General features: G+C 38.5%; 11 protein-coding genes. 7 read left to right on the top strand and 4 right to left on the bottom strand.

Annotated elements, in window-relative coordinates; all coding sequences use genetic code 11:
* Nucleotides 1-90: 90 nt before the first annotated feature.
* Nucleotides 91-2,943 (bottom strand): carbamoyl-phosphate synthase large subunit, encoded by a 2,853-nt coding sequence (gene carB, locus ABVM49_RS10410; RefSeq protein ID WP_405201800.1) that lies wholly within the window; start codon nt 2,941-2,943, stop codon nt 91-93.
* A 106-nt stretch (nt 2,944-3,049) separates the two neighbouring features.
* Nucleotides 3,050-3,211, bottom strand: a complete 162-nt coding sequence (rpmH, locus tag ABVM49_RS10405) for a 50S ribosomal protein L34 (protein ID WP_021778793.1) — start codon at nt 3,209-3,211, stop codon at nt 3,050-3,052.
* Nucleotides 3,212-3,409: 198 nt separating this feature from the next.
* Between rpmH and ABVM49_RS10400 the strand changes: the two genes are divergently transcribed.
* From ABVM49_RS10400 to uvrB, 3 genes are all read left to right on the top strand, one after another.
* Nucleotides 3,410-3,988 (top strand): hypothetical protein, encoded by a 579-nt coding sequence (locus tag ABVM49_RS10400; RefSeq protein WP_021778792.1) that lies wholly within the window; start codon nt 3,410-3,412, stop codon nt 3,986-3,988.
* Between the two features lie 18 nt (nt 3,989-4,006).
* Nucleotides 4,007-5,206, top strand: a complete 1,200-nt coding sequence (locus ABVM49_RS10395) for an aspartate aminotransferase family protein (protein WP_405201798.1) — start codon at nt 4,007-4,009, stop codon at nt 5,204-5,206.
* An 84-nt stretch (nt 5,207-5,290) separates the two neighbouring features.
* Complete coding sequence (gene uvrB, locus ABVM49_RS10390) at nt 5,291-7,291, top strand: excinuclease ABC subunit UvrB (protein ID WP_405201796.1); 2,001 nt, start codon at nt 5,291-5,293, stop codon at nt 7,289-7,291.
* A 55-nt stretch (nt 7,292-7,346) separates the two neighbouring features.
* Here the strand turns inward: uvrB and ABVM49_RS10385 are convergent, their stop codons facing one another.
* The gene (locus tag ABVM49_RS10385) at nt 7,347-7,781 is read right to left on the bottom strand and encodes an Hsp20/alpha crystallin family protein (protein WP_405201795.1); all 435 of its coding nucleotides are present in this window, start codon (nt 7,779-7,781) and stop codon (nt 7,347-7,349) included.
* Between the two features lie 121 nt (nt 7,782-7,902).
* Nucleotides 7,903-8,298 (bottom strand): TerB family tellurite resistance protein, encoded by a 396-nt coding sequence (locus ABVM49_RS10380; protein WP_405201793.1) that lies wholly within the window; start codon nt 8,296-8,298, stop codon nt 7,903-7,905.
* A 137-nt stretch (nt 8,299-8,435) separates the two neighbouring features.
* Here ABVM49_RS10380 and ABVM49_RS10375 point away from each other — a divergent pair, with 137 nt between their 5' ends.
* The 4 genes from ABVM49_RS10375 (at nt 8,436) to ABVM49_RS10360 (ending at nt 12,920) form a co-directional block, all read left to right on the top strand.
* Nucleotides 8,436-9,827, top strand: a complete 1,392-nt coding sequence (locus tag ABVM49_RS10375; RefSeq protein WP_405201792.1) for an amidohydrolase family protein — start codon at nt 8,436-8,438, stop codon at nt 9,825-9,827.
* Between the two features lie 102 nt (nt 9,828-9,929).
* Nucleotides 9,930-10,622: a fumarate hydratase gene (locus tag ABVM49_RS10370; protein WP_405201790.1), complete on the top strand. Its 693-nt coding sequence runs from the start codon at nt 9,930-9,932 to the stop codon at nt 10,620-10,622.
* Entirely contained in the window at nt 10,622-11,350 is a 729-nt protein-coding gene (locus ABVM49_RS10365) for a DUF3307 domain-containing protein (protein WP_405201788.1), read from the top strand. Before ABVM49_RS10370 ends, ABVM49_RS10365 begins: the two co-directional genes overlap by 1 nt.
* A 70-nt stretch (nt 11,351-11,420) precedes the next feature.
* Entirely contained in the window at nt 11,421-12,920 is a 1,500-nt protein-coding gene (locus ABVM49_RS10360; protein WP_405201787.1) for a S10 family peptidase, read from the top strand.
* Nucleotides 12,921-12,942 lie beyond the last annotated feature (22 nt).

Genomic DNA, 12,942 nt, shown 5'->3' with positions numbered 1-12,942 from the left:
CTTTCGCGAAAGCGTACTCAAAACCCCATAAACTTAAAAAGGTCTACTCATTGAGTAGACCTTTTTTAATACTGTAATTTGAGTAGTAAATTAGTTACTCAAGTACATCTTTCTTCTTGCGTATAAATCGTAAAAAGCATCATCACGAAGGTTATCTATAAATAAGATACTCTCTCCTGTACTCTTCATCTCTGGTCCTAAGTTCTTATTTACATTTGGAAACTTATTAAAAGAGAATACTGGTTGCTTGATTGCATATCCTTCTAGCTGTGGATTGAAGTTAAAGTCTTTTACCTTCTTCTCACCTAGCATCACCTTAGTTGCATAGTTTACATATGGCTCTTTGTAAGCTTTTGCTATAAATGGAACCGTACGAGATGCTCTCGGGTTTGCCTCAATGATGTATACTTTATCATCTTTTACAGCAAACTGTATGTTAATAAGACCTACCGTATCAAGTGCTAGTGCAATTTTTCTAGTGTGATCTTTAATTTGCTCTAGTATAAGGTCTCCAAGGTTAAATGGAGGTAATGTTGCATTACTATCACCAGAGTGTATACCACAAGGCTCAATGTGCTCCATAATACCTATGATGTATACATCCTCTCCATCACAAATAGCATCTGCCTCTGCCTCTATCGCTCCGTCTAGGTAGTGATCTAGTAGTAGTTTGTTATTAGGTATCTTACGTAGTAAGTCTACAACGTGCTCTTCTAGCTCGTCGTCGTTTATTACAATCTTCATTCCTTGTCCTCCTAGTACATAAGATGGTCTTACAAGGATAGGGTAATCTAGTCTTTGTGCTACTGCAAGCGCCTCGTCTGCCGTCTCTGCTGTATCAAATTCTGGATAAGGAATATCAAGATTTTTTAATAATGTAGAGAAGCTTCCTCTGTCTTCGGCAAGATCTAGTGCTTGGTAACTTGTACCTAAAATTTTGATACCGTAACGGTCGAGCTTTTCGGCAAGTTTAAGTGCTGTTTGCCCTCCCAGTTGTACAATTACACCTTCTGGCTTTTCGTGACGTATGATGTCATAAATATGCTCCCAGAATACAGGCTCAAAGTATAACTTATCTGCCGTGTCAAAATCTGTAGATACAGTCTCAGGGTTACAGTTTATCATTATAGTCTCATAACCACACTCTGCAGCAGCAAGTACACCGTGCACACAGCAGTAATCAAACTCGATACCTTGACCTATACGGTTAGGTCCTGAACCTAGTACTACTATCTTTTTCTTGTCTGAAACTACACTTTCGTTTTGAGCAAATCGAGTTCCGTCAGGAAGCTCCATTTCATTTTCAAAAGTTGAGTAAAAATATGGTGTTTGTGCTACAAACTCTGCCGCACAAGTATCTACCAGTTTATAAACTCTGTTTATTTTTAATTCATCTCGCTTGCTTGTTACTGCACTTTCGAGACATCCTAGCATATGTGCTATTTGTCTATCTGCAAATCCTCTTTGTTTTGCCTCGAGTAATAAATTTCGCGGAAGCGTATCTACCTTAAAAGTAGATATCTCTTTTTCCATTGCATATAGCTCCTCATATTGTTTAAGGAACCACATATCTATTTTTGTAATCTCGTGTATACGTTTAAGCGGGATACCCATCTGGATAGCATCATAAATCACAAATACACGGTCCCAGCTTGCGTGGGTAAGTTTGTCTATAATCTGGTCGTAACTCTTATATCCTTTACCATCTGCTCCTAGGCCATTACGTTTAATCTCTAGTGACTGTGTTGCTTTGTGTAAGGCTTCTTGAAAAGAGCGTCCTATACCCATTACTTCTCCTACAGATTTCATCTGTAAGCCTAGAGTGCGGTCACTTCCTTCAAATTTATCAAAGTTCCAACGTGGTATTTTTACAATCACATAATCTAATGTAGGCTCAAAAAGCGCCGATGTAGATTTTGTAATCTGGTTATCTAGTTCATCAAGGTTATATCCTATCGCTAGTTTTGTAGCGATTTTTGCAATAGGGTATCCCGTTGCTTTTGATGCCAGTGCAGATGATCTAGATACACGTGGGTTAATCTCAATTGCGATAATCTCTTCTTCATTATCTGGGTTTACCGCAAACTGTACGTTACACCCTCCAGCAAAGTCACCTATACTGCGCATCATATGGATTGCCATATCACGCATTTTTTGGTAAGTAATATCAGATAATGTCATCGCAGGTGCCACAGTAATAGAGTCTCCTGTGTGGATACCCATAGGGTCCATATTTTCGATAGCACAGATAATAACCACATTATCATTTGCATCACGTAGTAACTCTAGCTCATATTCTTTCCAACCTAGTAAGGCTTTATCTATCATCACCTCGTGTACTGGTGATACTTCTAGACCGTGAGATAGGAGTCTATCAAAATCTTCTTCTTCAAAAACGAAAGATGCTCCCGCTCCTCCTAGTGTAAAAGAAGAACGTATTACTAATGGAAAACCAAACTCTTGAGCAATCTCTTTTCCTTTTAAGAATGAGTTTGCACTTGCCTGTGGTGCCATAGGGATTCCTATGTCACGCATTAAGTTTTTAAACTGATCGCGATCTTCTGTAATATTAATAGCCGCGATATCTACACCTATAAGCTCTACATCAAAATCTTTCCAGATACCCTTCTCATCTGCCTCAATACAAAGGTTAAGCGCAGTCTGGCCTCCCATAGTAGGAAGTACTGCATCTATATTAGGATGCTTTTTGAGTATCTCTACAATAGACTTTGTAGTAAGTGGCAATAAATAGACGTGATCTGCCATAGAGGGATCTGTCATAATCGTTGCCGGGTTAGAGTTGATTAGAATAGTCTCAATTCCATCCTCTCTTAATGATCTTAGTGATTGTGATCCTGCATAATCAAATTCACACGCTTGACCAATAACTATAGGTCCAGAACCTATGAGTAGAATCGATTTTAAGTCTTTATTTTTAGGCATTTACTGTGGTTTTTCTAGAATTATCTAAAATTATGAACTGAAAGGGTATAAAAAAAGGTGTTACTTAAAAAAAGTAACACCTATATATTTACATCAAATAGATGCATTATTTTTTGTGACGTAGTTCAGAAGATACGCTTATTTTCTTTCTTCCTTTAGCACGACGACGTGCTAAAACTTTACGACCGTTTACAGAAGCCATACGCTCTCTAAAACCGTGTTTGTTTCTTCTTTTTCTTTTTGATGGCTGAAACGTTCTCTTGCTCATTTTGTATCTTCTTTAATGTCTTGTTAGGACCGCCTTATAATTTCTTTTATTTACAGCTTTCTAAGCTGGGCGCAAATATACGAGAAGTTTTTACTTCTACAAATGGAAAAATAAATTTTTTTTATCTCCTTTTATATACCTTTGCTCCCGCCTGTATATAGGGCAAAAATAAGAAAACAAACGGTCTAAATATAATCTATGTTTAATAAAAACATCAAACTCGTTCTAGCTATAGCAACTCTTGCAGCAGCAATATGGCAATTTACAGAGAATGAAATAGGTAATGGTATAATGCTACTCTTACTTATGGGAATCTTTATATTCTTATATTTTAAAAACGAAATTATCTTACTTGCCTTTTTACGTTTACGTAAACAAGACTTCCCAGGAGCTCAAAAGTGGCTTGCCAAAATTAAAAACCCTAGCAGCGCTCTAGTTACAAAACAAGAAGGATACTATAACTACCTACAAGGACTTATGGTATCACAAACTAATATGACCCAGGCCGAAAAATATTTTAAGAAAGCCATAAGCCTAGGTCTCTCTATGGATGCAGATCTTGCAATGGCAAAATTAAGTCTTGCAGGTATTGCAATGAGTAAAAATAGAAGACGTGAGGCACAAACCCTTATGAAAGAAGCAGAGGCTCACGATAAGCACGGTATGCTAGGTGAGCAACTCAAGACTATGAAAGCAAACTTCAAGGCCGCTGGTAATCAACCAAAACACCAGTACGGTAGACCTACATCTGCCAGAGCTGGGAGAAGACAGCGATAGTATACCTTTTACTACACAATGAAAGCTGACTTTCTAACATATCAAGCACAAACCACCCCTCACCCACTAGCGATGGAGGTAGCAAGTGCAAAAGGAAGTTACATATATAATACAGACGGTAAGAAATTTTTAGATTTTGTAGCAGGCGTCTCTGCCTGTAGCTTAGGACATCAACATCCTAGAGTGAAAGCTGCAATTATCAATCAGCTAGATAAGTATGCTCACGTGATGGTGTATGGAGAATATGCACAGTCTCCAGCTGTACAGCTCACAAAGCTCCTTGCGGCCCACTTACCTCCATCTTTACAGAGTACATATCTTGTAAATAGTGGTACAGAAGCTATAGATGGCGCCATAAAACTCGCTCGTAGAGCGACGGGTCGCACAGAGATTATCGCAGCTGTAGATGCCTATCACGGTAATAGCTATGGAGCACTAAGCCTTATGAGTAATGAAGAGCGCACCGCGCCCTTTAAACCTATGATAGGTGATGTCTCTTTTATAAAATTTAATTGTGACCGCTATCTTGAACGCATCACAAAACATACAGCCGGAGTTGTACTAGAAACCATACAAGGGGGTGCAGGTTTTATAGAGCCTACTAATGACTTTCTATCTAAGGTAAAACAACGATGTAAAGACGTAGGCGCTCTTCTCATACTTGATGAGATACAACCAGGTATGGGGCGCACAGGTAAACTTTTTGGTTTTGAGCACTACGATGTCGTTCCAGATATTCTTGTAACAGGTAAAGGGCTAGGCGGCGGTATGCCCATAGGTGCATTTACTGCATCTCGCGACACAATGGCGTTACTATCAGATAATCCTAAGCTGGGACATATTACCACCTTTGGTGGGCACCCAGTGATTGCGGCGGCAGCGCTAGCCACACTACAAGAAATCACAGAGACCACTCTTATAGCAGACACCTTAGTAAAAGAACAACTCATACGAGAGCAACTCGTACACCCATATATTACAGAAATAAGAGGGCGCGGCCTTATGCTTGCGGCACTTACCCCTTCAGCAGTGATTACTTCTGAGGTGATACTTGCTTGTCAAGATGCGGGTCTTATATTGTTTTGGCTACTTTTTGAAGATCGCGCCATACGCATCACTCCGCCACTTACTATCACGGCAGAAGAAATCATAGAAGGATGCGCTATTCTGCTAGCAGCCTTAGACCAAGCACTAGAGAAGCACGGTAGCTTAACATAATTAAAATACTTTATAACAATTCATTGGGATAGTTACGCTTTCGCGAAAGCGTAAAAACTCGTAATTTTATAAAAAAAGCTGCTCTTGAAATTTAAACTAAAATCTGACTTTAAACCTACTGGTGATCAACCCTCTGCAATCAAACAACTAGTAGACGGTATCAATAAAAATGAAACCTACCAGACACTACTAGGTGTTACCGGAAGTGGAAAAACATTTACGGTCGCAAATGTGATACAAGAGACAGAAAAACCCACACTCATACTCGCTCATAACAAAACACTCGCAGCGCAATTATACAGCGAGTTTAAAGCATTTTTTCCAGATAATGCGGTAGAGTATTTTGTATCATACTATGACTATTACCAGCCGGAGGCCTTTATTCCTTCTTCTGGAGTGTATATAGAGAAAGATCTTTCTATCAATGAAGAGATAGAAAAAATGCGACTAAGCACCACAACCTCCCTACTCTCTGGGCGTCGCGATGTGATTGTGGTTGCATCTGTATCCTGCTTATATGGTATAGGTAACCCAGCCGAGTTTGAGAAAAACATAACAGAAATCAAGCAAGACCAAGTTATGGCACGCACGATGTTTCTTAAAAAACTCGTGCAAGGACTCTACTCACGTACCGAGGGAGAGTTTAATCGTGGTAATTTTAGAATAAAGGGAGACACGGTAGAGGTGTTCCCGGGGTATGCAGATATGGCTTTTAGAGTTCACTTTTTTGGTGATGAGATAGAAGAAATAGAAGCCTTTGACCCAGCATCTGCAGAGGTGATTGAGAAATATTCTCGCTTGCGCATCTATCCTGCAAATATGTTTGTTACCTCTCAAGATGTACTACAAGGAGCCATAAATCAAATAGGTGAAGATCTCACAAAACAAGTAAGCTTTTTTGAGGAAGTAGGTAAACACCTAGAGGCAAAAAGACTTGATGAGCGCACAAATTTTGACCTAGAAATGATACGAGAGCTAGGCTATTGCTCCGGTATTGAAAATTACTCAAGATATCTAGACGGTCGCGAGCCAGGCACAAGACCTTTCTGTCTACTAGATTTCTTTCCAGATGACTACTTGATGGTAGTAGATGAAAGTCACGTGACGGTCTCGCAAGTAAGTGCGATGTATGGAGGTGATAGAAGTCGTAAGGAAAATCTGGTAGAATATGGTTTTAGGCTACCTGCCGCGATGGATAATCGCCCGCTTAAGTTTGAAGAGTGGGAAATGATGCAAAATCAAGTTATATATGTTTCAGCTACGCCAGCAGACTATGAATTGCAAAAGTCTGAAGGAACTTATGTTGAGCAAATTATACGTCCTACGGGGCTTTTAGACCCTATAGTAGAAGTACGCCCATCTCTCAACCAGATAGACGACCTGATAGACGAAATAAACAAAGTCACAGAGCGCAATGAGCGCGTGCTTGTCACCACGCTTACTAAGCGTATGGCAGAAGAGCTTACAAAATACCTCACCCGTATAGACATACGCACCCGCTACATACACTCTGATGTAGATACACTTGAGCGTGTAGAAATAATGCAAGATTTACGTAAAGGCGTTTATGATGTACTCGTGGGTGTTAACCTACTTAGAGAAGGTCTAGATTTACCAGAAGTATCACTGGTAGCTATACTTGATGCAGATAAGGAAGGTTTTTTACGTAGTAACAGATCACTTACCCAAACTATAGGACGTGCCGCACGTAACGTAAATGGGAAGGCTATTATGTATGCAGATAAGATCACAAAGTCTATGCAAGAAACCATAGATGATAGTAACTACCGTCGCCAGAAGCAAATAGACTATAATACTAAAAATGGCTTTACCCCTATGGCTATTAAAAAGAGTCTTGATAATGCGCTTACGCGAAAAGAAACTTACAAGATTGAAGCCGAAGAGCTCGTAAATCTAGCCGCCGAAGATGCAGAAGAGTATCTTACTAAGCCACAAATAGAGAAGAAAATACGAAGCACTAGAAAGGCTATGGAAGCTGCTGCCAAAGAGCTAGACTTTATGCAGGCTGCAAAGCTTAGAGACCAGATTAAAGTATACCAAGAGCAAATTAAGGAACTAGCATAAATAAAGAAAGGGCTCCCTTGCGGGAACCCCATCTCAAACTAACCAACCAAATTTATTATTGTATCTCAATTAATCTTGAAGGTTGCACTTGAGCTTCTTCACGCTTAGGTAAAGAAACCGCAAGAACACCATCTGTATAACTTGCTGTGATTTTTGCCGTATTTACAGATTCTGGTAAATTAAATGAGCGTTTAAAAGAAGCATAGTTAAACTCTCTACGAGTAAACTTTGCTGTCTCTTTTACTTCTTCCTCTTTCTTAATTTCTGAGGAGATTGTAAGTAAGTCATTGTCAAGATTTATATTAAAATCTTCTTTCTTTAAGCCCGGAGCGGCTACGTGAAGCTCAAACGCGTCATCTTTTTCTATAATGTTTACAGAAGGTGTTGCGTTTGTAAATGTGTTTGTTCTTCCTCCTAGCCAGTCTGTGTTAAGTAATTCTTCAAAAACAGATGGTAAGTATGGAGCTGTATTTTTTCTAACTAATGTCATAACTATAATTTTTAAATTGTTTTCAAATTTGTACAGCTATAGACAAATTCAGTTCCAATACTAAAAATATGACGTTATGGCACATTTTAAAATTTAAATAGTGACTTTTTGTCGTGTTTTGTTAATTATAGAATCTTTTAAAGATTTCTACAAGACGTTCTGACGGTATAAGTTTGCCCTCATAATTACCCATCTCCCCTAGTATTTGTTCTACCGCTTCTGGACGTATACCTAGTTTGAGGCCATAATTTCTAAGGGCATCAATCTCTATAAAATGTGTTTGCTCATCTACATTCATTACGAGCAATAGTCTATGAAACTGTGTGATGCGCTGTAACTCTGTACTAAAAACCATTTCCTGCAGCGGATTTTTAATAAGTTCATCTACCGCTTCCTTAGATATCTCAAGACGCTTTGCAACCTCGAGTATAAAATGATATTCACGCTCGTGCAAGTGGTTATCTGCTTTTGCCATAGCAATCATATCTGATATAATTTGTAGATTTTCGGTAGTCATTTATAATGGTTTAATGGCGCAATGTAACTTTTATTTTGGAGTCATAAAAATGTTTTGGTTGCTGTATAATTTGTAGTTTTAGGGGATTAATTACGCTTTCGCGAAAGCGTAACTCACCTAGTATCTAGACCTATTATATGAATCTATCTGTACGCTTTTACTATTTAATTGCTTTTGTAAGTCTTAGTATTCTAAACGCTTGTCAAGAGTATACTTCTCAAAATACATATGACCTCGCTATAAAGAACATCACGATTATAAATGAGAAAGGTATAAGCGATGGCGATCTTTACACAGTTTATATTAAAGATGGATTAATAGCCGAAATTGACCCGCTGGACACTTCAAAATCCTTATTTGCCACAAAGGAAATAGATGGAAGTGGCAAGTATATTTTACCTGGGTTTTGGGATAATCACACACATTTTAGAGGAGGATCTAAACTGATTACTCAAAACGAACTTTTTTTAAAGCAGTTTATAAAGTACGGTATCACTACTGTAAGAGATGCAGGTGGTGATCTTACACCACAAGTACAGCAGTGGAACAAAGAGATACAAAATAGCACACGCATAGGTCCTACAATTTATACTTCTGGACCTAAGCTAGATGGAAAAAATGCACGCTGGGCAGGATCTATAGGTGTTTCTAACAGCAATGAGATAAGCAAAGCATTAGACTCATTACAGTCTATAAATGTAGATTATGTAAAGCTTTATGATAGTACACTATCTGGAGAGCAGTACCTAGAGATTATAAAACAAGCAGAGTCTCGCGGTATGATAACTTCTGGACATATGCCATTTACCGTCACCCTTGATGAAACTATAGATGCGGGAATAGACAACATTGAGCATCTGTATTACATCTTAAAGGGTTGCTCATCTCAAGAAAAAGAAATCACAGCACAAATAAAAGAAGGTAAACTAGGCTTTTGGAATAGTATGGAGCAGCTTATAGCAACCTATGATGAAGATACCGCGCAGCGCACTTTTAAAAAACTCAAAGACAACAATGTATATGTCACTCCTACCCTTTTTATAGGCGACATTCTGAGCTATATGGACGAGGTAGATCACAGTAATGATACATACCTAGCGCTGCTAGAAGAAGATTTTATCGCGACCTATAAAGGAAGAATACAAAGTGCACTTAACGCTACTCCAGAAGCAATACAACGCCGAAAAGATTTACAAGTGTTCTTCTTAACGCTAGCCAAAAAACTTAATGACGCTGGAGTCACTCTCCTTGCTGGCTCTGATAGTGGTGCTTACAATTCATATACCTACCCTGGGCCGTCGTTGCACGGAGAGCTTAAAGAATTTACACGAGCAAATATTAAACCTGCAACAGCGCTTACTGCTATGTATGAGGGAGCGCGTTTTTTAAATAAGACGTCATACTCATTTTCTAAAGGAGGTATTGCAGACTTAGTAGTACTTAACAGCAACCCACTTGAGGATATAAATGCAACAAAAGATATCTGGCTTGTTATTAAAAACGGAGCAGTCGTACGTAACAAAGATTAATCTATAAGCCAAAAAGCTTATAAAATACTTTTATAAGTAAATACACTTATAAATATACATTATAAGTAAATATGCTTATATTTGAATAATTAAACAATCTAAGTGAAAGACAAACAACATATCGTTATCTCTGGAGACTTCATTGCTTACACAAGTTTAAGTACAGATGAAAAGAAAATTCTTGAGCAATCACTTTACAATCTATTTGACCAGCTTCAAGAAAAATTCAACACCTTCTCTAGACTCATAAAGGGTGACTACCTAGAGTGTGTAGTGCCAGATCCTGCAAATGGACTTTCTGTGATGCTTGCTATAAAGACTTTTATTAAGTCTCTAGAAATAGAAGAAAAAGCAGATAATAACAGATCAAAAGTATTCCAGACGTACAGTATACGTCTGGCAATGGGTCTAGGCACTTTAGATCGTTTTGACATTGCAAATAATGTCATAGATGGCGACGCCATCTATAGAAGTGGTCGCGCTATAAGCGACGAGAGCACACACAACAAGGAGCGTATGGTTATAAAAAACACGCTATTCTTTAGCTCAAAAAATAAAGATCTCACCTTTAATATAGAAACCATACTCGCACTGCTAGATCACCTGCTCGCCAGAGCTACAAGTAGACAAAATGAAGTGTTGTTTTTAAAAATTATGGGTAACAGTGAGAAGATCATTGCAAAGCAGTTATCTGTGAGTCAGTCATCTATAAACCAGCACTCGACCGCCTCTGGGTGGAACGGTATGGATAAATCTATTCGTTATTTTTCTCATCTTTTAAGCGCACTTACTTAATGGAAATTATCACGTTAATTACCCTACAGACTATAGCTCACCTACTGGCAGACTATACCTTTCAATCTAAGAAAACAGCAAAATCTAAAGCAAAAAAAGGGTTTAAAAGTAAGTATCTCAAGTGGCATATATTAATCGTTTTTGTGTGTTCTTACCTACTCTCTTTTGATTATAGATTTCTTCCTGCAGCTTTGATTATAGCAGGATTACATTGGCTGATAGACGGTTTTAAACCTCAAATGCTTGCTAGTAAAAGACTACATAAAGGAGCCTTTTTTATAGATCAGTTATTGCACATTCTTATATACGCGCTAGTGAGTACTGCCTTTGTGCAATTGTTACAGTGGCAACCTATACTTGTAGATACGCTACACTTAAAATACATAAGCCTAGTAGCCGCATTTCTATTTTGTACAAAGCCAGCTAATATCCTTATTAAAGAAATTTTCACCCTCTTCTCTGTATCATTTACAGAGAAGTCACAAGACTTACCTAATGCAGGTAGGCTCATAGGTATCACAGAGCGCTGGCTCGTGCTTGTACTTATTATTATTGGCCAGTTTAGCGCTGTAGGCTTTTTAATTACCGCAAAATCTATCTTAAGATTTAAAGATGGTGATTACCTTAAAACCGAATACGTACTAATAGGCACAATGCTCAGTTTTGCCATTGCGATTGCTTCTGCACTTATCCTCACGCTATTTATATTCCCCTTACTACCACGTTAAAAATTTCCCAATTTTAAAATAATAGAATGGCAGTTGGTATTTTAGGAGTCACAACCAAAATATCCAACATATGTATTTCAAACACCTATTAACGGGGTTGCTTGTTGTTTCCGCTTTCGCGAAAGCGTATTCTCAAAAAATCCCGGTCCCAGTAGACACCACAATTGTCACAAAACACACCACCACCATAAAAGGAAAAACCATTCCTTATACAGCAACTGCAGGGTTTCAACCCGTTTTTGATCAAGAAGGTGCACCCGTGGCCAGTCTACTTTACACCTATTACAAAAGGTCTGATATAAAAGATGATCAAGAGAGACCGCTAGTAATCTCTTTTAATGGAGGGCCAGGCTCTGCCTCTGTATGGATGCACATTGCATACACAGGGCCACGCATCTTAAAGATAGATGATGAGGGCTACCCTGTACAACCCTACGGTATAAAAAGCAATCCTAACTCGATACTTGACGTGGCAGACATTGTTTTTGTAAACCCTGTAAATACAGGATACAGTAGAATGTTACCTAATGAAAAAGGAGAAATGCCAGACAAGAAACAGTTTTTTGGCGTTAATGCAGATATTAAATATCTAGCAGACTGGGTAAACACTTTTGTTACAAGAAATAATCGCTGGAGATCACCTAAGTTTCTTATAGGAGAAAGCTACGGTACAACAAGAGTTTCTGGACTTGCCGCAGAGCTTCAAGACAGTAAATGGATGTTTATAAATGGAGTGATACTTGTATCGCCTACAGAAATAGGTTTTGACTTTGACGGTCCTGTAGAAGTAGCAAACAGGCTTCCTTACTTTACTGCGGCTGCCTGGTACCATAATATGTTACCACCAGCATTACAACAAAAAGACCTTACAGAAGTACTAGCCGAAAGTGAAGACTATGCTGTAAATGAACTCCTGCCACTTATTGTAAAGTCTGGTTACCTAGATGCATCAAAAAAAGAAGCTGCAATCAAAAAAATGGCATATTATTCTGGTCTTTCTGAAAAAACTATACGCCAAAACAATCTTGAAGTACCCTTTAACTACTTCTGGAAAGATCTCTTAAGAGATCGTGATGGCCTTACTATAGGTAGACTAGACTCTCGCTATAAGGGAATGGATGTAAAAGAATCTGGAGACCGACCAGATTATAATAGCGAGCTCACTTCGTGGTTACATTCATTTACTCCAGCGATAAATTACTACTATAGCCAAGAGCTAGGATTAATGACAGATCTACCTTATAATATGTTTGGCCCAGTGCGACCTTGGGACAGATCAAATAATAATGCAGGACCTAGTCTGCGCAGAGCGATGGGTGTAAACCCTAACCTTAATGTAATGATACAGAGCGGTTATTATGACGGTGCTACGACTTACTTTAATGCTAAGTATGTGATGTGGCAGCTTAATGCTAGCGGTAAACTAGCAGATAGATTAAGCTTTAAAGGTTATAGATCTGGACATATGATGTACTTACGTAATGAGGACTTAATCAAGGCAAATGATGATATACGTGAGTTTATAAAAAAATCATCTGTTGGGATTGAGAAAGGTGCAATGCATAAATAAGAGATGACCTATGGATGAGAAT

Origin of the sequence: Dokdonia sp. LLG6352-1 (assembly GCF_045055815.1) — a bacterium.
Lineage (GTDB): Bacteria > Bacteroidota > Bacteroidia > Flavobacteriales > Flavobacteriaceae > Dokdonia > Dokdonia donghaensis.
The sequence above is the reverse complement of the archived record's forward strand: the minus strand, read 5'-3'. Positions and strand labels throughout refer to the sequence as shown.

Bases quoted from the DNA above. Each gene is read 5' to 3' on its own strand.
- ABVM49_RS10360 (WP_405201787.1), top strand. From the start codon at position 11,421: ATGTATTTCAAACACCTATTAACGGGGTTGCTTGTTGTTTCCGCTTTC.
- ABVM49_RS10395 (WP_405201798.1), top strand. From the start codon at position 4,007: ATGAAAGCTGACTTTCTAACATATCAAGCACAAACCACCCCTCACCCA.
- rpmH (WP_021778793.1), bottom strand. From the start codon at position 3,211: ATGAGCAAGAGAACGTTTCAGCCATCAAAAAGAAAAAGAAGAAACAAA.
- ABVM49_RS10380 (WP_405201793.1), bottom strand. From the start codon at position 8,298: ATGACTACCGAAAATCTACAAATTATATCAGATATGATTGCTATGGCA.
- ABVM49_RS10365 (WP_405201788.1), top strand. From the start codon at position 10,622: ATGGAAATTATCACGTTAATTACCCTACAGACTATAGCTCACCTACTG.
- ABVM49_RS10385 (WP_405201795.1), bottom strand. From the start codon at position 7,781: ATGACATTAGTTAGAAAAAATACAGCTCCATACTTACCATCTGTTTTT.
- ABVM49_RS10400 (WP_021778792.1), top strand. From the start codon at position 3,410: ATGTTTAATAAAAACATCAAACTCGTTCTAGCTATAGCAACTCTTGCA.
- ABVM49_RS10375 (WP_405201792.1), top strand. From the start codon at position 8,436: ATGAATCTATCTGTACGCTTTTACTATTTAATTGCTTTTGTAAGTCTT.
- carB (WP_405201800.1), bottom strand. From the start codon at position 2,943: ATGCCTAAAAATAAAGACTTAAAATCGATTCTACTCATAGGTTCTGGA.